The following is a 19,480-nucleotide window of genomic DNA, read 5'->3' as shown; positions in this document are numbered from 1 at the left end:
GGATACCTGTCCGATCTGAACAAGGTCGGGCTTGATAAAGCGATGGCCATTTATGAGCAAGCGATGAAGTGATACGTAAAATGCGGGTCGGCATCCATCCCAAGCGGGGCGGATGCCTGTTCCCGGAGAAGGAGAGAAGCATGTGACCAGCAGAAAATTGGAGCGGAGAACGGCCGTCGTTACCGGCGCGGCTTCCGGCATAGGAAGAGCGGTCGCCGTCCGCTTTGCCGCGGAAGGAGCAAGCGTCGTTGTGAACGATATGTCCGAAGCCGGTCAAGACGTTGCAGCCGAAATCATCGATTCGGGCGGCAGTGCGGTATTCATCAAGGCGGACCTGCGACGGAAGAACGAAGCGGAATTATTAATGGAAGCGGCATACGATCGTTTCGGTTCGCTGCATATTCTCGTCAACAACGCCGGAGTGTCAGGCGGCAAATCGGTCGTCGCGGCCGAGGACGAGGACTGGGACCGCATCATGGATATTAACTTGAGGGGGGCCTGGTACTGCTGCAAATACGCGATTCCGCTCATGATCGAAAGCGGTGGCGGGAACATCGTTAACATGGCATCCACGCATGCGTATCGCACGCAGGAGAATCATTTTCCGTACCATTCTTCAAAATCCGGCATGATTGCGATGGCATACGGAATATGCGTCGACTTCGGCAGACAGGGCATCCGTGCGAACAGCATTTGTCCGGGCTTTATCGAGACGCCGCTTGCGGAAGCGCATATGCGGCAGTTTCCTAACCGGGAAGAGAAGACGAAGACCATGCTGGCGACTTATCCGCTTGGAAGGTTCGGGAAGCCGGAGGATGTGGCGGCGGCCGCGGTTTTCCTGGCGTCGGACGATGCGGCGTTCATTTCGGGAACGACGCTTGTCGTCGACGGCGGGCGTTCAGCGCAGCAAAAGGCTTAAATAAGCGAAAGCCTGACAAGGGAGGAATAATAGTGCGATTATTTGAAGCATTTGCCGAACGGATTAAAGGCATTAATGCGATACCGGTTACCCCGTTCGACGAAGAGGGACGGATTGATTATCAAGCGTTTGCAGCCGTACTCGATCATTTGATTGAGAGCGGAATGGAAACCATCTATCCATGCGGCAATACGGGCGAATTTTATTCATTGACGATTTCTGAGGCAAACGAGATCATATCGTTCGCCGTGCGCCGCATCGCAGGGAGAGCGAAGGTGGTTGCGGGCGTCGGTTACGACGCGCAAACAGCCGCTTCGATGGCTGTGCATGCGGAGCTTGCGGGTGCAGACGGGGTGATGGTGCATCAGCCGGTCAATCCGTTCATGCTGGACCGCGGCCTGGCTGCCTATTATCAAAGGGTCGCCCGGTCGACCGGACTGCCGCTTGTGCTGTACGTGCGCAGTGAGCAAGCGACCGCCGAAACGCTGCGTGAAGCTGCAGCCGAGCCGAATATCGTCGCAGTCAAATATGCGGTTAACCATTTGCCTTCGTTTGCCAAGGCGGTCCGTTTAATCGGCGATGAACTCGTTTGGATATGCGGCACAGCCGAGCTGTGGGCACCGTTTTTCTTCGCGGCGGGCGCTGTCGGCTTCACGTCCGGCATGGTCAACGTAGACACTGTGCGTCCGCTTCGGATGCTCGAAGCGCTTCGTGCAGGCCGCTTCGGCGAGGCCATGCTTATTTGGGACGAGGTGCGCCCTTTCGAGGAGCTGCGGGAAGCAAGCCGGAGCGGCAACAATGTCAGCGTCGTGAAGGAGGCAATGGCGCAGCTTGGCCGCTGCAGCGGCAAGGTCCGCCCGCCGATCGCGGAGCTGCTGCCGGAAGAGAAGGAACAGGTCCGCCGTATTCTCGTCGGCTGGGGCTTATTGCAGCGAGAAAAAGGGGGAGAAGGGTCATGAAAAGCTGTTTGAACTATATTGAAGGTCAATGGCGCTTGCCGGAAACGGACGAGTGGTCGGTGAACGTAAATCCGGCCTATCCGGAGGAGAAGCTGGGCCGGATTGCCCGCTCGACGCAGACAGACGTGAATCGGGCGGTAGAAGCCGCGGATGCGGCATTCGCTTCCTGGAAGGAGTGGCCGGGCGCAAAGCGGGGCAGGCTGCTCGCGGCAGCCGGACGACTGCTCGAGGAGAGGGCAGATGCGATCGCCGAGACGATGACGCGGGAAATGGGGAAGACGCTGCCGGAGGCGCGGGGCGAGGTGCTGAGGGGAGCGGCGATATTGCACTATTATGCGGGAGAAGGCGAGCGCGCAAGCGGCGAGCATATTCCGGCGGGCGACGGCAAGTCGCTGCTCTACACGAGACGGATCCCGCTCGGTGCGGTCGGCCTGATCACGCCGTGGAACTTTCCGGTCGCGATCCCGGTCTGGAAGCTGGCGCCGGCGCTCATTTACGGCAATACCGTCGTCCTGAAGCCGGCTGGAAACACCTCCTTAACGGGATGCGCGCTTGTCGAAGCGCTTGTCGAAGCCGGATTTCCCCCGGGCGTTATCAATCTGGTGCACGGCTCTGGACAGGTTGTCGGCGATGCGATGCTCGCGCATCCTCGGCTGGCGGGGATCAGCTTCACCGGGTCGAATACGGTTGGCAAACTCATCGCAGGTACAGCGTCCGGCCGCGGCTTGAAATACCAGCTGGAAATGGGCGGCAAGAATTCCGTCATCATAATGGAAGACGCCGATTTGGATCAGGCCGCAGATTTGGTCGTATCCGGCTCGATGAAAAGCACCGGGCAGAAATGCACGGCGACCAGCAAAGTGATCGTCATGAAGGACGCTGTCGAGCCTTTCACCCGTAAGCTGCTCGCTCGGCTTAGCGCCATTAAGGCCGGGGACGGCATGCAGCCGGATACCTACTTTGGCCCTGTTGCCTCACACAGCGCCCAACAGTCGGTTTTATCGCATATCCGCCGGGGTATAGAGGAAGGCGCCCGGCTTTTGTTCGGCGGCGGAGTTCCGGAGCGCGGCGGTTATTTCGTCGAGCCGACACTGTTTGCAGGGGTGACGCCTTCCATGGCGCTCGCCCGGGAAGAAATATTCGGGCCGGTGCTCGCGCTGATGGAAGCGGACACGCTGGAGCTGGCGATCCGGATGGCGAACGATACCGATTATGGTCTTAGTGCGGCCATTTTCACAAAAAGCCTTGAATCTGCAATGACATTTATTAACCATATCGAGGCCGGGATGGTAAAGGTCAACGCCGAAACCGCCGGGGTGGAATATCAAGCTCCGTTTGGCGGTCTGAAGCAGTCCAGTTCCAATTCGCGCGAGCAGGGAAGGGCCGCGATGGAGTTTTTCACACACACGCAGACCGTTTCTTTGTCCATTTAGGGAGCGCTTAAATAACAGAAGGAGCTATCGATAATGAAAATAACTGATCTGAAATTGGACGTCGTAAGCATTCCCCGTCATACCGGTTTTGTCTGTCAGCATGCAATTGTAAGGATTATGACGGATGAAGGGGTGACCGGGCTCGGCGAAATGTCCGACTTTTCCCATTTGCCCAAGTATTCGGTTGATGTCCGAGATTTGGAACATACGCTCAAATTGCAGCTCGTCGGACGCGATCCGTTCGATATCGTCGCGGTCAACCGGGATATGGGGGACATGTTTCCCGAAACGATGTATTACTATGAGAAAGGAACCTTCATCCGCTGCGGCGTCGATATCGCATTGCACGATCTGGCCGGCAAGGCGCTCGGGGTGAATATCAGCTCGCTGCTAGGCGGCCGCGTCCGAGATAAGCTGAAGGTATGCTACCCGATATTCCGGGCTCGTACGATGATGGAGGTTGAAGCGAATGTCAATGTCGTCCGCGCCCGGCTTGCCCAGGGCTTCGACGTGTTCCGGCTCTATGCCGGCGTCAACCCCGACGCCGACGAAGCGTTCCTGGACGCGGTTACGCGGGAATTCGGCAGCCGCGTCACGATTAAGTCGCTCGATTTCAGCCACCTGCTCGACTGGAAAAGCGCGCTGCGAGTTACGAAGCGTTTAGCGCCTTACGGCGTGCAGCTGGTGGAAAGTCCGGCGACGCGGAATGATTTCGAGGGATTGCGAAACTTCCGCATGGCGGTCGACCTGCCAGTCAGCGAGCATGTATGGAGCTTTAAGCAGCAGCATGATATGATCCGCTATGACGCTGTCGATATTTTCAATATTGCGCTAATTTTCATCGGCGGTTTCGGTGCGGCCCGCAAGGCGGCGTCGGCGGCCGAGGCAGCCGGCAAGGGCGTGCTGATCGGCACGACCCAGGAGCTGTCGCTCGGAACGGCGGCACAGGCGATTTTTGGAGCGGGGCTCACGAATTTGACCGCGATTTCCGATCCGACCGGGCCGGAGCTGTACGTGAACGACGTTGCTGCAGAACCGGTTCGGTACGAGAACGGTTATCTGCTCGTGCCGGATGCCTCGAAGCCGGGGCTCGGCATCGATATCGACTGGAGCAAGGTCGAGCGGCTCCGCGTCGACGGCTTTAGCTGGGGGGATCAGAAGACAGCGAATTTGCAGGATAGAACAAGCAGCGTTTAATAATGGGGGAGAGGATACTTATGACGCTCCAGGCGGATATTTCCGCGGAGTAGTTCGAAGGTGAAATCTTCCATTTATGATACGTGATGCGGGTTTCATAGAAATGGGTTTGAGCTGACATGCCCAAATGCATGGAGTATGAGCAGAACCTGCTAGAACGGGTTAATGGATCAGGGAAACCGTATTCATACATGCTAAAAGTATAATGGTATGGTCGATTAAATCCCAATTTCTCCAGTTGTTCCACGGAGAGGTTGGGATTTTTCGGCTGCTTATCTAATGCGGATATCAAATTAGTCCAGTTTTTATTAGGACTTATCCATTGAGAACGGCTCGCCCGTGCTCCATAATAAGAGCAGGCAAGTCCAAGCCCAATTTGGAAGAGAGGAAGTTACACATGCGCAAAATCAAGATCGGTGTTATCGGAGCTGGCATGATCAGCGGCATTTACTTGAAGAACTGTACCGGAATGTTCGATAATATTCTGGAGGTCAAGGCTATCGCTGACCTGATGCCTGAGCTCGCACGGAAACGTGCTGAGGAATATAACATCCCAAACGTGTATACGGTGGATGAACTTCTTAATGATCCGGAAATTGAAATCGTTCTTAATTTGACAGCACCGGCGGCACATGCGCCGCTTAACTTGAAAGCGCTTCATGCAGGCAAGCATGTTTATACGGAGAAGCCGTTTGCCCTGAACCGTGCTGACGCAGCGGAGGTGCTTGCCCTTGCCGAGCAAAAAGGTCTGCTTGTGGGCTGCGCCCCGGATACGTTCCTCGGCGCAGGCATTCAGACATGCATTAAGCTGATTGACGACGGTTGGATCGGTACGCCTTATTCGGCCAGCGGTACGATCATCATGGGTAATGCATCTGGCGGCATGCATCCGAACTTCCAAAACTTCTTAAAGCTTGGCGGAGATCCTATTATGGACATGGGGCCTTATTACCTCACCGCACTGATCGCCCTTCTTGGACCGGTTAGCCGCGTTACCGGCTCCGCTCAGCAGCTGAAGAAGGAGATCAAAATCAATAATCCCAAATCGCATGCATACGGTCAGATCGTTCCGGTTGAAGCTCCGACGAATGTTACGGCTGTGTTGGACTTCGCAAATGGCGCCATTGCCAGTCTGCAGGCAGCCAAAGAAAGTTTCGGCTATGCGCCCCGTCTTGAGGTGTACGGCACCGAAGGCAATCTGATCGTGCCTGATCCGAACTTCTTCGGCGGCACAATTTCGATTAAGTTTGCAAACGGAGAGACGAAAGAAATTCCGCATTCGCATCCTTATGCTGAGGAAGGCCGTGGTATGGGGGTTGCCGATATGGCATATGCGATCCAATCCGGACGCGAGAACCGGGCGAATGGACGTCTTGCCAGTCACGTGCTCGATATTTCGCTCGGCATCTTTGAAGCATCCGAGACAGGGAAGCATGTTCATCTTCAAAGCTCAATCGACCGGCCGAAGCCGCTGCCGCTTGGCCTCAAATACAATATGCTTGACGCATAACCGAATACGTATCTTGCACGCCTATTAAACTGCGAAATGTAGTACGATATAAATTGAAAGGTTTAGGTGAATCTATCCATGAAACAATTCCCGGTTGCCGTTCAGCCCTATACGATTCGTGAGGCGCTGTCACAGGATTATGAAGGTGCTTTGGAGAAGGTAGCCGCAATCGGCTACAAAGGTATTGAACTCGGCCGTCCACCGCAAGGCATATCGGTTGCCAGGCAGAAAACGCTGCTGGACGGGCTGGGTATGAAGGTTGTCGGCACTCATGCCGGATTCGATACGTTTGACTTCAACGCGGAAGAAATCGCTGATTATCTTGACGAGGTGGACGGCGGCCGATTTGTTGCCATTTCGCTGCGCTTCTCATCGCTCGAGGATGTCCTCGAGAAGGCGAAGAAAATGAATAAGGCTGGCGAGGCGTTCCGTAAACGCGATATTACGTTCCTGTACCATAATCACGATTGGGAATTCGAGAAATTCGGCGGCGAATATGCGCTTGATATTCTTCTGCGCGAAACAGATCCGGCTTTGGTGCAGACCGAGCTCGATACCTATTGGATCAAGAAAGGCGGCGAGGATCCGTCATCATACCTTCGTAAGCTTAAGGGCCGTGCACCGATGCTGCACATCAAGGATGTGGAGCAGGGAGAAGAGCAGTTTTTTGCTGAGATCGGCGAAGGCGTGCTTGATTTTAAGGAAATCGCAAACACAGCGGAAGAGATCGGCGTACAGTGGCTCGTCGTGGAGCAGGATCAAAGCCGGCGGGATCCTTTCGAAAGCCTGCGTATCAGTTACGAGAATCTGACGAAACTCGGCATCATGCAGAAGTAATTGAAGCTGTAACAAGAAGTGCAGGAGGCTTGTAAGTCATGAACAAAGTAATCAACGTCGGGCTGATTGGGTATGGCTTTGCGGGACGGACATTCCACGCACCCGTCATCTCTTCGGTTCCTGAACTGAAGCTTGCCGCTGTCGTGCAGCGAAGTGGTAATACCGCAAAGGAAATTTACCCTTGGGTACAGATTGTCCGGGATGCAGGGGAGCTGAATGCCGACCCGTCGATCGACTTGGTCGTCGTTACGACGCCGAGCACGGACCATTATTCATTCACCAAGGCTGCGCTGCTGGCTGGCAAACACGTCGTTGTCGAGAAGCCGTTCACGACGACGACCGCTGAAGCAGATGAGCTTATTGAGCTTGCCCGTGAAAAAGGGCTTGTGCTCAGTGTTTTTCACAACCGCCGCTGGGACGGCGATTTTCTCACGCTGAGCCAAGTAGTAAAGCAGGGGATTCTGGGACGTCTAACGGATGCTGAATTCCGTTGGGAGCGGTTCAGCCCTGTGGCAAACCCGGGACGCTGGCGCGATGGCGGCGGACCGGGCACGGGCGTATTTTATGATCTCGGTGTGCATCTCCTTGACCAGGCGCTGTCATTGTTTGGAGTGCCCCGTTCAATTGCGGCTGATATTCGCACGATTCGCGACGGAGCAGTTTCTGATGACGCGTTTGATGTGACGCTAAATTATGAGCACGGATTTAGGTTGGCTCTTCGATCGATGCTGCTGGCAAGGCAGCCGGGCCCGCGCTATACGCTTCACGGTTCCGAAGGTACGTTTGTGAAATATGGTGAAGACCCGCAGGAAAATGCGCTTAAAGCCGGGCTTACGCCGGGGACGCCGGGTTGGGGTACCGAACCGGAAAGCCGATGGGCTGCAATTGAAACGACACTGGGCAGCCTGCGCATCAGCGGCCGGATTCAGACAATTCCCGGCAACTATCAAGATTATTTCCGTAATGTAGCAGGAGCGATCTTCGGAACAGCGGAGCTTGCCGTGAGGCCGGAGGAAGCGCGTATGGCCGTACGTCTTATCGAGCTCGGCTTGCAAAGCGCGAGGGAGCAGCGCACGGTTGAGGTGACACCTTAACGCCTTAATTCAGTGAAAGAGCCCATTTTTCGGGCTTTTTCGAATTTCGGGAAAAGCGGAGCTGGCATCTTAAGAGCATTTAATCGTATGATCCGACTACAAATTAATCGAAGAAAGAAGGGATTTATTTGACATTTCCATTCAAGCTTTCTCTAAACACCTCGACGCTGTTTCCATATAAACTAGGCGTCGAAGAACAAATCGCTGTCGCGGCGGAAGCCGGATACGCCGGCATTGAGCTGTGGGTTCGGGATATTGACGCCTATTTGGAAGCTGGCGGCAAGCTGCCGGAATTGCGGCGCCGAATCGAGGATGCAGGCATTAATGTAGTGAACGCGATCGCTTTCTGGACCTGGGCTGATTCGGATGAGGCTGCCCGCCGCCAAGGCTTCGAGCTCGCAAAACGCGAATTGGAGCTGCTTGCTGAGCTTAACTGTACAGCCGCTGCCGCTCCGCCGTTCGGCAGCGTTGCCTCTGTGTCTCTTGAAGATATGGCCGAACAATTCGCCAAGCTTACGGAGCTGTCCAGAGGTATCGGTGTTGAACCTTATCTCGAGTTCTGGGGCCGTGCGAGCAAGCTGAACTGCCTAAATGATGCGGTTTACGTCGCTAAGCAGAGCGGTGTCAAAGATGCCAAGCTGCTGCTCGATCCTTTCCATATGTACACCGGCGGCAGTGACTTTGAAGGTATCAGTCTGCTTAAGGGGGATCAGATCGGTATCGTACACGTCAACGATTATCCATCTGAACCGGCGCGTGCCGTAATTGCCGACAATCACCGCGTATTCCCAGGCGATGGAATTGCACCTTCCGCTCTCATCGCACAGCAGCTGCACAGATCCGGCTATGACGGCTATTTGTCGCTGGAGCTGTTCATTGATGATTTTAACGGGCGCTCGGCACTTGACATTGCAAAGCATGGGCTGGAGAAGGTAAAGGCGGCCTACTCCGTGACGTCTGCCGGTTAAGCCATTGCATGAAGGAGGCAGGGCTGCCGTCAAACTGTCGCTCTTTTCGCTGACTTGGCCAATCTTTGTAGAATCGGCTCTGCAGATGTTCCTCCGCATCTCAGATACGTTCATGCTGAGCAAGGTATCGGATAATGCGGTGGCTGCCGTTGGCGTTGCTAACCAAATTCTCATTTTCGTTGTGCTCATGTTCAATGTCATTGCCGTCGGTTCGGCTGTCGTCATTACTCAATATATAGGTGCGCGCCGCCATAACGAGATAGGACGTCTGGCCTCTTCTTCCATAGCCATTAATTTCTTATTCGGCGTGTTGGTAAGTGTGCTTGTCGTAAGCTTTAACGTTCCGCTGCTGCGCATATTTGATCTTGATCCGGCGGTTTTCAATCTATCACAGGATTTCCTTCATATTGCCGGTGCCGCGCTCGTCATACAGGGTGTACTGACAGGCGTAACGGCAATCATCCAGTCCCACGGGTTTACACGGCATACCATGATGGTCACGATTGGGATGAACGTTCTGAATCTGTGCGGAAATTATCTGGTTATCTACGGCCCGTTCGGTTTTCCGAAGTTCGGTGTTACAGGTGTCGCGGTATCCACGGCAACCGCACAGCTAATCGGCTTGGCAGTTAATCTGGTAATCCTCCGCAAGGTGGCCGGTGTCCAGCTTACATGGGCGCACCTGACGAATTGGAAGAAGGAGCATGTAGATAAAGTGCTGCGCGTCGGCTTACCATCATCCATTAACAATTGTTCGTATTCGGCTAGTCAGTTTGTCACCACTGCGTTCATCGCGACGCTGGGTACGGCGGCACTTACGACTCGGATCTATACGATGAATCTTGTTTTTCTGGTCATGATTCTGGCCATTTCCATCGGACGGGGCGGACAGATTATTATCGGTCAAATGATTGGCGCAGGAGATCGGGAGTTGGCCTACCGGACCGTTTACCGCTATCTGCGGGCAAGCATGCTGATAACGCTGGCTGCGGCATCAGTCATCGCGTTGTTCAGAGTCCCGCTGCTTGGGATGTTCACAAGTGACGCATCCATCATCAAGATGGGCGCGACGCTGCTGGTGCTTGGGCTGCTGCTCGAGCCTGGCCGCAACTTCAACATCATTATCGAAAGATCGCTAGCCGCGGCGGGAGATGCACGGTTCGCCATGATCGGATCCGTGTCCGTCAGTTGGCTGTTCAGTGTTCCTATGATCTATCTGCTAGGCATTCATATGGGATATGGCCTGCTTGGTATCTGGGCCGCGTATATCATGGACGAGTGGTTCCGCGGGCTGATCTTGTTTATGCGCTGGCGCAGCAAGGCTTGGCAGAGGAAAGTGCTTGTGCAGCGGAAGGAAGAAGCGGCGGTCGTTAGATAAGATGTACGTATTAAGAACAATACTCAACGCTATTTAACCTGATAGGCTTGAACTACATAGAAGACACTTTTACAAGATCCTTAGTTTTTTTGTAAAAGTGTCTTTTTAGTTTGGAGCGGGTCCGGTCTGCAAGAGGTTTTAGACATAAATAACCATATATCCAAGTATGATGAAGGTAATTATTTCTAAGCACGGGAGGGTTATGATGGAAAAAAAGATCCTTGAACCAACTGATGCAGAAACGTATAGAAATTTTAGGTTAGAAGCATTGCTAAACCACCCCGAGGCATTCAGTTCAAGCTATGAAGAGGAAAAAGAATTTTCATTAGAAAGTTTTGAGCGCCGGTTAAATGATGATCATTCTTTCACTTTTGGCATGTTTGATAATGGGCAGCTGATGGGGATCGTTACATTGGTACTTGAAAATAGGCTCAAACTGCAGCATAGAGCGAAAATAGTCGGGATGTATGTTGAACCTGCCAAACGCAGATCAGGAATCGGCAAGCAATTAATGCTGGAGGCGATAAAGAAGGCCAAAGAAAGTAAAGGTGTGGAACAGATATATTTATCCGTTATTTCAAATAATGAACCTGCCAGACAGCTCTACTCTTCTCTTGGGTTTGAGACCTACGGGACAGATCAAAGAGCATTAAAGGTAGGCAATAGATATTTGGATGACGAGCTTATGATGTTATTTGTTTAGCTTTTTATCTTCAAAATGTTGGCTGTACCCGTATGGCTTGGGATATAATGGGGAAATCACGGGAGCTATTTATTTTCATTTTATTATCCGGGAGAGGGCAGGTGCTGTTATGAAATTCAGCGAGTATCGTTATGAGCGTCCTGATGTAAAGGATTTCGAACAAAAGTTTAAAGCGCTTTTGGAAACGTTTAATTCGGCTGGAAGCTACGAGGAGCAGGATCGCGCAATGAGTGCAATTAACAAACTGCGAAGCGAATTTGATACCCTGCAGCAAATTGCGAGCATACGCCATTCCATCGATACGAATGATGAATTCTATAAAGCGGAACAGGACTTCTTCGACGAAACCGGACCGGTGGTACAGGAATACATAACGGACTATTACCGTTCACTTGTAAATTCAACATTCAGGATGGAGCTCGAGAATAAATGGGGGCGGCAGCTGTTCCAGCTCGCGGAGCTTGCACTGAAGACGTTCAGTCCGGAGGTCATTGAAGACCTTCAGCAGGAGAATAAGCTGACGACGGAATACGCTAAGCTGATTGCATCGGCAAAAATTATGTTCGAGGGCGAAGAGAGGACCTTATCGCAGCTTGGACCCTTCCAGCAGTCAACCGACCGCAATATGCGAAAACGCGCCATGGAGGCATCATCCGGCTTCATGGCAGCTAACGAGGAGAATTTCGATCGCATCTATGATGATCTCGTTAAAGTGCGGACCAAAATTGCAAGGAAGCTCGGATTCAGCAACTATGTCGAGCTTGGCTACGCACGCATGAACCGTACCGATTATAGTGCTGAGATGGTGGCGAATTTCAGGAACCAAGTGCTCGAATATATCGTACCGGTTGCGACGAAGCTGAAGGAGCGCCAGCAAAGTCGAATCGAAGTCGACGAGCTGTTGTACTATGACGAGAACTTCATCTTCAAGTCAGGGAATGCGGTGCCCAAGGGCAAGCCGGAATGGATCGTGAGCAACGGAGCGAAGATGTATGCCGAATTGTCACCGGAAACGAATGAATTTTTCCGCTATATGCAGGATAACGATCTGATGGATCTGGTAAGCAAGAAGGGCAAGCAAAGCGGCGGTTATTGTACGTATATGAGCGAATACGGCGCTCCGTTTATTTTCTCAAACTTCAATGGGACCTCAGGCGATATCGACGTCCTGACGCATGAAGCGGGCCATGCCTTCCAGGTTTATGAGAGCAGGAGCTTCGCTGTGCCGGAATACAGCTTCCCAACCTATGAGGCATGTGAAATCCATTCCATGAGCATGGAATTCTTCACTTGGCCGTGGATGGATCTATTCTTCGAGGAGGATGCGGACAAATACAGGTTCGATCATCTGTCCAGCGGCTTAATCTTCATTCCGTACGGCGTAACGGTGGATGAGTTCCAGCATTATGTCTATGAGAATCCCGATGCGACGCCTGCTGAGCGTAAGAAAGCATGGCGCGAGATTGAGCACAAATATTTGCCTCATCGCAACTATGCGGATAATCTATATCTGGAGCAGGGCGGCTTTTGGCATAAACAGGGGCATATCTTCAACTCGCCATTCTACTATATTGATTACACGCTTGCGCAGATCTGTGCTTTTCAATTCTGGAAAAAGATGCATGAAGAGCGCGCCGGTGCATGGACAGAGTATTTGAACCTTTGCCGCCAGGGCGGAAGCTTGTCCTTTACGGAGCTGGTGAGGGTCGCAGGGCTCATATCGCCTTTTGAGGACGGCTGTGTTTCATCGGTCATCGGCAGCATAGAGAACTGGCTTGACTCCGTTGACGATTCAGTTCTCTAAGAACATAGAGCATAACAAGCATGCAGACATACACCTCTATTGCAATTGCGGTTGAGTCTGCATGTTTGTGTTCTGTTCAATATTAAAGCAGCCTTATTCCGGTATTCAGCCGGAGTAAGGCTGCTTTGTTTGTTGACAAGATCTGCGATCAAAGGTGTAATCGCACGGGAGTTGCTAACGGGCATGATTGCAATTTCATGCAAAAGCATTTCACTGCTTTTTTCGAGCAGCATGGGGTAAAGCGCTACATTGATTAATAAGCGACGGATCTTCCCATGTTAGGAGGTCTATTGAACAATCAACGGCAATGTTATCTAATCCTTTGCTGACAAGCAGCACAATTCCAGATATATTTATATTAAGAATTTGTATTCTAAGGCAGCGAAAAGAAAAGGGGATTAATTTGCTTGGAGTAGATTACTTATTATTAAATTTCCTCTTCATAATGGTGGGTATCCTCAGTTATTTTTCACTAGGGCTTTACAAAGCCAAATATCATGGAATTCTTGTTGGAATCATCGGATGTATTACCGTTGTGCTTTGTATGTCGTTTCCTTTTACCGTATTCCACGGATATATATATGACCTGAGAATACTTCCTTTTATCATAACCATTTTGTATAGTGGATTTCGCTCTGGTCTAACAGTTGCCCTTACTATTTTGTTGTACAGGTTTTTGCTTGGAGGGGACGGTTTTATCGTAACGTGTTCGTCCTACATACCTATCTTTATTTTTGCTGCCATTTTTATGGAATATCACAAAAATTTATCAAAGAAAAAAACAATTGCAGTAGGAACCGTTTTAGCATTGTGTTCAGCTTTGTTTATTACAGTCGGCAGCATTATATCATTGAAAGCCATCATACTTCAGCACCTTACTTTTTTTGTTTATTATAGTTTGCTGCTTGCGACATGTGCGTGGATAACTCTTTATATGATTGAGACAATGAAGGATAACGTAACGATGCGGGATGAGATTCATCGCTCCGAGAAGCTGAATGTATTAGGGGAATTGGCTGCTACGATTGCTCATGAGATACGCAATCCGTTGACCGTGTCCAAAGGTTTTATCCAATTGATAAAGTCGCGTTCGAACAACGATATAGATCTCAAATATTCAACGCTGGCATTGGAAGAAATAGATAGAGCGGAATCCATTATTTCCGAATACCTGATGTATGCGAAGCCGCAGGCCGACAAAATCGAAAAGGTGAATGTGAAAGAGCACCTGAATGCCGTCTTGAAGATTATCGAGTCTTACATTATTTCACATGGCCATACCGTAATTCATAATAACGAAGATGACTTATATATCCATGCGGATGCAAAGAAATTCACACAAGTCATGATTAATTTAATTAAAAATGCTGTAGAAGCAATGGAGCAGGATGGTCAACTGACGATAAATGTATATGCCAGTAATAACCAAGTTGTGATTGATATTATTGATACCGGTGTCGGTATGACAAAAGATCAAATATCCCGGTTAGGTGTCCCCTTTTATTCAACAAAAGATAAAGGAACAGGGCTCGGCTTAATGGTATGTTTCCGCATTGTTGAGGCCCTAAATGGAAAAATTCAAGCTGAAAGCACGAAGGGGCTTGGCACTAAATTTAGTGTTGTTATTCCATCAGCGCTCGAAAAATAATCAACACAACTTGGCGGAGCTTGATCAAATCTAATGGATCAGAAAATTGACCGTATCGCGGAGGACTACATCCGCCTAATACCGCTGCTTTACCGAAAACTGGATAAGCCCAATTCGAATACTACAGGGCGTAAAGCATCATCCGAGTTAACCCACTTACAGACCCACATCCTGGAAGAGCTGTTTCAACATCAACAGGAAGGGATTTCAATGTCTCAGTTGGCTAAAATGATCCGTGTTTCCAAACAACAATTAACACCGCTCATCTCAATACTGGAAGAAAAAAGCTATGTAATAAAGGAAACCGGTCTCAACGATAAACGGATAGTCCGATTACGACTAACTGAAAAAGGAAATACAATCGTAAGCCAGCGCTGGGAAAGGGTTTCATCGAGAGCTGCGTGAACAAATGGTACGTCTGAGCGAGGAAGATCGAACCGATCTTGACTTCGCGATTAGTAAAATAACTCGAATTTTAAATAGGCTGGAATGATTGTTAGAGGCTGCTTTCATCGAAGATAAAAGGGTAAACTGTGTTTCATTCATGGAGGAGTTGTACGGTTTGGAGAATTAATGGATGGGGCAATTAATAAAGTTAGGGGAAATAAGATCAGTTATATAAATAACCACGCAGAAACAACCTGATCGGCATGCATGTTGTCAGAAGATGAACTTTCGATGACATACAAGTTTGCCAAAAAGGGTTGTTTCTGCGTGGATGGCGTTATCGTTTAGACACGACGGGCGGTAATATAATGGCTTGTCCAATGGGAGCTGTTTAAGCTCGAGATGATGACGCCTTTTTTCGGTAGATTATTAATAAATTGACCATTACCCATGTAGATACCGACATGGTTGATCTGACCTGGAGTGCTTACGCTAAAAAAGACTAAGTCGCCAGGCTGAAGTTTGCTTTTTGGGATATAAGAACCCACTTTTGCCTGTGCTTTCGATCCCCAAGGGATGGATTTACCATTGAGTTGAAATATGTATTGCGTGAAAGACGAGCAGTCAAAAATAAGGCGCTTCTGATCCCGGGCACCAAATACGTATTTTACCCGGCCTTGGAAAGACTTCGCAGTATTGATGATTTTGCTTGACGAGACTGTACCTGAATTAGGAGTTGATGACGAACCATTACTATGGACAGTCACATAAGAGCGTGAGACATAGCCGGTTTTGCCGTTGTAATCGACCAATACCCAGTAATTATTAGCTGCTTCGACAGGAAGGACGGTTCCTGCTTTAACAAATCCTATCACCGGGGCGCTCGTACTTTGATCAGCTCGGAAGTTCACCCCTTTATTCACGGTAGCTGTTGCTGATGGTGAAGCCAAAGCTGTGGCCGTTAATCCAGCAAACATCGATAGGGCTAGTCCTAACGAAACGATTGTCTTTTTTCCAAAGTATTTCTTCTTCAGTTGCATTTTCGTTGAATTCCTCCTTATGGATGCGATACTTGATGCCTTACCTCTACTTACTTTAACACAGTTAAAAAAGCCTAAATTTACCGATTAGAACGGAAAGTTAAGGCTGGCCTAGTAGAATAGCACATTATTAGAACTTCATTAGAAAAAATAAGAAATAATTCCTTGACAGCTAAATCGAATGCTTAATGACATAAAAGTGAATGAATAGAAATTTTTGTTATATGCTTCCAACTGAAAGAGCCCGAAGCAGCTCAAAAAGTTACGATCACTCTGATGCTGGCTGCTGCGCTTCTTGTATCTGGTTTTTATGTATCCGCCGATCATGCTTTTGCCAAAGTAAACGAGTATGAGGGGCAGCATTGATGTGAAGGCAGCTAATAAACCGGCAGTCCTTCCAATGGCGGGGTAGGCTGGTCCATGGTGTACAAAAGAAACCTCTCCTTTGGTAATGGCAGGCTGGTACCTTCATATGGAACAACCCCGCAATTATATCTCTTTCCTTCCTATAAGTGTCAATCAAATACCTGTTACACCATTGGCCTATACTGGAATTGGTACAGTTAAAAAGAGTGCCAACCGCTCGAGGCTGCCTCTATACTGTAATCCGTACAGTTAAATCGCCCAAAATGAGCCTTATGGAGTTCGATTAGGCAATTGGAACTGGAAATTTCCATTATAGCGTCCGTTTAAACATCAAAAGCCCTAAATAGCTGTATTAATCCAGTATAGATGCGCATGTCGCCTCGAATACTGAATACTCGACAAGTCATTCGCACATGTGTCATTCGCACATGTGGATTACGGGTTTGCCCAAAGTCACTTTGTTCATAAGTGAAAACTACCCCTTTTCTGAATCAAAGGGGCAGGATTATGCAATGAATTACAGAAAGAGTAAGAGGCTGGATTTTACAATCCTTATGAGGTGTGTGCATGGAATATGATTGGCATCGGCAGTCTAGGATTTTAATGATCTTTCCCAGGCTGCCGATGCCTTATTTATTGTATTCGTCAAATCTTATCTCAAGGAAATTAACGGAGCTCTCAATTGAATGAAATGATGTTCAATCTGTTATATTTCGGGTGTAGTATTCAATAATATCTTTCCGGCGTATAATTCCGAGGAAAATTCGATAATCGTCAACTACGGGTACGAAATTTTGATCAGCGGCCAGTATCAGCATGTCTTCCATTTGTGCATTAATCGAAACACATTCGCTACGGGAGCGTTTTTTGATTTCAGTAACGGGGACTTGGTTCATATTGTCAAAATTGAGGCCAGGGGTATTTTTTAACTTCCATAATAGATCACCTTCCGATAGGGTGCCTATATATTTACCTTCTCCGTCAATGATGGGAATTGCCGAGTATTGGTGATGTTCCAACTTTTCCATAGCTTCCCGTAAAGACATGGAGGAGGTGATATAAGCAACCTTATCTTTGGGATACAAGAATGAAGATATTTGCACTATACGTAGCTCCTTTACTGTGGATTTAGATTGGCATACCTTTTATTAAAACATACTTCAGGAATGAATGTAATGTGAAATGACCAAAAGCAGTGCTAAAAGAGGTTAATTTTTCCTAATAATGGGTCAAAATTGTTACTTCCGTGCGCTGAGGATGGATGAGCAAGGGTTGAAACATGGAGTATTATCGATCGATTGTTCCTTAGATAAGATACGTAATCAAACATAACATGGGAGGAATAGCGGATGGAGCTGAAAAATACATTTAACGAAGTTGCACCGGAATATGACAAGTACAGACCGAACTATCCAACGCAGCTGTTTCTCGATATTTTGGAATATGCGTCAATAACGCCATCCCATCCGATCCTTGAAATCGGCTGCGGCACGGGCCAGGCCACAAAGGGATTTGTGGATTTAGGGTATGATCATGTGACTTGCATCGAATTAGGACAAAAGCTTGCTGAATTTACCCGGGAGAAGTTTAAAGCTAACACGAATGTCAACATTATAAATTCATCGTTTGAAGAGTGGCAAAGCGCAAAGAAGCAATTCGATTTAATAATATCCGCAACAGCGTTTCATTTCATTCAACCCAGCAGCTCGGGTATCGGAAGGCATTTGACTTGCTCCGTGACCAAGGATCAATTGCATTGTTCTGGACGATTCACATTCCAACATTCAACCATGTTTTTAATCAAATTAGGGGAAGTTATCTTACCTATGCACCTCATCTTGATGACTCTAATGCACCAACAGTTGAGCAGGTCATTGACGAAAGGTCTGATTTAACTATAAAGGACGGGTTGTTTGAGGACTTAATTGTAAAGCAGTACAGATGGGAAGACAGCTATACAGCCGATGAATACATATCAATATTAAACACGAACTCCAGGCATCGAGTACTTCCAAGCGATGTAAGAGCCAAGTTATTTGAAAATATCAAACATATAATCGATGAAAACGGAGGAACCATCATTAAACCGCAGGCGGTTGCGTTGTTCCTGGTGAGAAAGAAGGCTGCAGATTGAGCTTAGGCCATTTGTTGAAAATAGATTATCTGCTGTATGAGGGAGGGTTTAGTATGAAACCAAGGATTACAGTACTTACATTAGGCGTTGATGATTTGGAACAATCACTGCAATTTTATCGGGATGGACTAGGACTACCTACAGAAGGTATTATCGGTACAGAATTTGAGCATGGCGCCGTTGCATTTTTCGACTTGCAAGCAGGCTTTAAATTGGCCATTTGGAAACGCATGGATATCGCTCATGATACAAAGCTAAATCAGAGTCTGCCGAGTCCAACGGAGTTTACGATTGGGCACAATGTAGGAAGTAAAGAAGAAGTAGATACCATTATGGAGGAGGTAAAGAAGGCGGGTGCGGTTATAACCGTCCCGGCACACGACACCTTTTGGGGCGGATATTCAGGGTACTTCCAAGACCCGGATGGCCATTTATGGGAAGTGGTCTGGAATCCGCAGTGGGAGATAACGGAGTAACTTACGAATGAGCAGCGAAAATAGAGGAGCTGCTAAGCTGCAGCTCCTCTGAAGTGGATCGACAATTATCGGATTGCCATCCAAGTTCTCAGCTATCTAATGAGAAGAGTTTACGCACTTTTTCATTTCTGAGCCAAATTCCTCCCCAAGTAAGTACAGCAAGGTAGACAGGAAATAATATCGTCGAAAAAAGCGGGGCATCCACTCGGATTTGAGTGGCAAGAACTCCGCCAAAATACCCGGTCAGCAGCAAAGCACCTATGAAAGAGGTGCGGGGAAATGCGTATAAAATTGTAGAGATCAGCCCCAGTATCCCAATTACCATAATATGATGTTCTTCATACCCAAGAGAGATTGTCCCTTCTACTACTTGAACAGGTTTGATTAATTTAAGTATGCTGTCAAACAGCATAAATAATATAATTATCCCGCTCATGATCCGCGCCGTCCAAAGCCGTCCTTTTGAAATGTTAGCAGTCATGGTTCATCCACCTTTCTCAAATTTTGGATAAATTTATATTAGCATAAACAAGTGCAGAAGGGTTCTTCTAAATTGCTAAACTTCAGCCGTACGTATTTGAAAATATTTGAAATGGCGTTGAGTTTCTTTTATACTATTCACATCTT

At 48.8% G+C, this 19,480-nt stretch carries 18 protein-coding genes; 15 read left to right on the top strand and 3 right to left on the bottom strand.

Annotation, left to right across the window (positions count from 1 at the left end; genetic code table 11):
- The first annotated feature begins 142 nt into the window (after positions 1-142).
- The 13 genes from ACFPYJ_RS31710 (at position 143) to ACFPYJ_RS31650 (ending at position 14,855) form a co-directional block, all read left to right on the top strand.
- Positions 143-919: an SDR family NAD(P)-dependent oxidoreductase gene (locus ACFPYJ_RS31710; protein ID WP_379192341.1), complete on the top strand. Its 777-nt coding sequence runs from the start codon at positions 143-145 to the stop codon at positions 917-919.
- A gap of 32 nt (positions 920-951) precedes the next feature.
- Positions 952-1,878 carry a dihydrodipicolinate synthase family protein gene (locus ACFPYJ_RS31705; protein WP_379192339.1) on the top strand — a complete coding sequence of 309 codons (927 nt, stop codon included), beginning with the start codon at positions 952-954 and terminating at the stop codon, positions 1,876-1,878.
- Positions 1,875-3,311 carry an aldehyde dehydrogenase family protein gene (locus tag ACFPYJ_RS31700; protein ID WP_379192337.1) on the top strand — a complete coding sequence of 479 codons (1,437 nt, stop codon included), beginning with the start codon at positions 1,875-1,877 and terminating at the stop codon, positions 3,309-3,311. The genes ACFPYJ_RS31705 and ACFPYJ_RS31700 overlap by 4 nt, the downstream gene beginning before the upstream one ends.
- A gap of 33 nt (positions 3,312-3,344) precedes the next feature.
- On the top strand, positions 3,345-4,508 hold the full coding sequence (locus ACFPYJ_RS31695) for a mandelate racemase/muconate lactonizing enzyme family protein (RefSeq protein WP_379192335.1): 1,164 nt from the start codon (positions 3,345-3,347) through the stop codon (positions 4,506-4,508).
- Between the two features lie 397 nt (positions 4,509-4,905).
- A complete protein-coding gene (locus ACFPYJ_RS31690) occupies positions 4,906-6,018 on the top strand; it encodes a Gfo/Idh/MocA family protein (protein WP_379192333.1) in 1,113 nt (370 codons plus the stop codon).
- Between the two features lie 78 nt (positions 6,019-6,096).
- Complete coding sequence (locus ACFPYJ_RS31685; protein WP_379192331.1) at positions 6,097-6,855, top strand: sugar phosphate isomerase/epimerase family protein; 759 nt, start codon at positions 6,097-6,099, stop codon at positions 6,853-6,855.
- 38 nt (positions 6,856-6,893) lie between these two features.
- Entirely contained in the window at positions 6,894-7,949 is a 1,056-nt protein-coding gene (locus tag ACFPYJ_RS31680) for an oxidoreductase (protein WP_379192329.1), read from the top strand.
- 128 nt (positions 7,950-8,077) lie between these two features.
- Positions 8,078-8,917 carry a sugar phosphate isomerase/epimerase family protein gene (locus tag ACFPYJ_RS31675; RefSeq protein WP_379192327.1) on the top strand — a complete coding sequence of 280 codons (840 nt, stop codon included), beginning with the start codon at positions 8,078-8,080 and terminating at the stop codon, positions 8,915-8,917.
- 4 nt (positions 8,918-8,921) lie between these two features.
- The gene (locus tag ACFPYJ_RS31670; protein ID WP_379192325.1) at positions 8,922-10,295 is read left to right on the top strand and encodes an MATE family efflux transporter; all 1,374 of its coding nucleotides are present in this window, start codon (positions 8,922-8,924) and stop codon (positions 10,293-10,295) included.
- A gap of 205 nt (positions 10,296-10,500) precedes the next feature.
- Entirely contained in the window at positions 10,501-10,998 is a 498-nt protein-coding gene (locus ACFPYJ_RS31665; protein WP_379192323.1) for a GNAT family N-acetyltransferase, read from the top strand.
- 109 nt (positions 10,999-11,107) lie between these two features.
- Positions 11,108-12,802: a M3 family oligoendopeptidase gene (locus ACFPYJ_RS31660; protein ID WP_379192321.1), complete on the top strand. Its 1,695-nt coding sequence runs from the start codon at positions 11,108-11,110 to the stop codon at positions 12,800-12,802.
- A 403-nt stretch (positions 12,803-13,205) separates the two neighbouring features.
- Positions 13,206-14,450, top strand: coding sequence for an ATP-binding protein (locus ACFPYJ_RS31655; RefSeq protein WP_379192318.1), 1,245 nt, complete (start codon positions 13,206-13,208; stop codon positions 14,448-14,450).
- A 33-nt stretch (positions 14,451-14,483) separates the two neighbouring features.
- Positions 14,484-14,855, top strand: coding sequence for a MarR family winged helix-turn-helix transcriptional regulator (locus tag ACFPYJ_RS31650; RefSeq protein ID WP_379192315.1), 372 nt, complete (start codon positions 14,484-14,486; stop codon positions 14,853-14,855).
- Positions 14,856-15,181: 326 nt separating this feature from the next.
- Here ACFPYJ_RS31650 and ACFPYJ_RS31645 read toward each other — a convergent pair whose 3' ends face one another.
- Both ACFPYJ_RS31645 and ACFPYJ_RS31640 read right to left on the bottom strand, forming a co-directional pair.
- Positions 15,182-15,877, bottom strand: coding sequence for a C40 family peptidase (locus tag ACFPYJ_RS31645; protein ID WP_379192313.1), 696 nt, complete (start codon positions 15,875-15,877; stop codon positions 15,182-15,184).
- A gap of 1,064 nt (positions 15,878-16,941) precedes the next feature.
- A complete protein-coding gene (locus ACFPYJ_RS31640) occupies positions 16,942-17,346 on the bottom strand; it encodes a CBS domain-containing protein (protein ID WP_379192310.1) in 405 nt (134 codons plus the stop codon).
- Positions 17,347-17,592: 246 nt separating this feature from the next.
- Between ACFPYJ_RS31640 and ACFPYJ_RS31635 the strand changes: the two genes are divergently transcribed.
- Positions 17,593-18,138: a class I SAM-dependent DNA methyltransferase gene (locus tag ACFPYJ_RS31635; protein ID WP_379192308.1), complete on the top strand. Its 546-nt coding sequence runs from the start codon at positions 17,593-17,595 to the stop codon at positions 18,136-18,138.
- A gap of 292 nt (positions 18,139-18,430) precedes the next feature.
- Entirely contained in the window at positions 18,431-18,853 is a 423-nt protein-coding gene (locus tag ACFPYJ_RS31630; RefSeq protein WP_379192306.1) for a VOC family protein, read from the top strand.
- 88 nt (positions 18,854-18,941) lie between these two features.
- Here the strand turns inward: ACFPYJ_RS31630 and ACFPYJ_RS31625 are convergent, their stop codons facing one another.
- The gene (locus ACFPYJ_RS31625) at positions 18,942-19,334 is read right to left on the bottom strand and encodes a DoxX family protein (RefSeq protein ID WP_379192304.1); all 393 of its coding nucleotides are present in this window, start codon (positions 19,332-19,334) and stop codon (positions 18,942-18,944) included.
- Between the last annotated feature and the right edge of the window lie 146 nt (positions 19,335-19,480).

It is taken from the genome of Paenibacillus solisilvae (assembly GCF_042656405.1).
In the GTDB taxonomy this organism is placed as follows: Bacteria; Bacillota; Bacilli; order Paenibacillales; family Paenibacillaceae; genus Paenibacillus_Z; species Paenibacillus_Z solisilvae.
This window is presented reverse-complemented; position numbering and strand designations above follow the sequence as displayed.

Bases quoted from the DNA above. Each gene is read 5' to 3' on its own strand.
- ACFPYJ_RS31660 (WP_379192321.1), top strand. From the start codon at position 11,108: ATGAAATTCAGCGAGTATCGTTATGAGCGTCCTGATGTAAAGGATTTC.
- ACFPYJ_RS31695 (WP_379192335.1), top strand. From the start codon at position 3,345: ATGAAAATAACTGATCTGAAATTGGACGTCGTAAGCATTCCCCGTCAT.
- ACFPYJ_RS31625 (WP_379192304.1), bottom strand. From the start codon at position 19,334: ATGACTGCTAACATTTCAAAAGGACGGCTTTGGACGGCGCGGATCATG.
- ACFPYJ_RS31700 (WP_379192337.1), top strand. From the start codon at position 1,875: ATGAAAAGCTGTTTGAACTATATTGAAGGTCAATGGCGCTTGCCGGAA.
- ACFPYJ_RS31645 (WP_379192313.1), bottom strand. From the start codon at position 15,877: ATGCAACTGAAGAAGAAATACTTTGGAAAAAAGACAATCGTTTCGTTA.
- ACFPYJ_RS31635 (WP_379192308.1), top strand. From the start codon at position 17,593: ATGGAGCTGAAAAATACATTTAACGAAGTTGCACCGGAATATGACAAG.
- ACFPYJ_RS31685 (WP_379192331.1), top strand. From the start codon at position 6,097: ATGAAACAATTCCCGGTTGCCGTTCAGCCCTATACGATTCGTGAGGCG.
- ACFPYJ_RS31665 (WP_379192323.1), top strand. From the start codon at position 10,501: ATGGAAAAAAAGATCCTTGAACCAACTGATGCAGAAACGTATAGAAAT.
- ACFPYJ_RS31650 (WP_379192315.1), top strand. From the start codon at position 14,484: ATGGATCAGAAAATTGACCGTATCGCGGAGGACTACATCCGCCTAATA.
- ACFPYJ_RS31630 (WP_379192306.1), top strand. From the start codon at position 18,431: ATGAAACCAAGGATTACAGTACTTACATTAGGCGTTGATGATTTGGAA.
- ACFPYJ_RS31690 (WP_379192333.1), top strand. From the start codon at position 4,906: ATGCGCAAAATCAAGATCGGTGTTATCGGAGCTGGCATGATCAGCGGC.
- ACFPYJ_RS31680 (WP_379192329.1), top strand. From the start codon at position 6,894: ATGAACAAAGTAATCAACGTCGGGCTGATTGGGTATGGCTTTGCGGGA.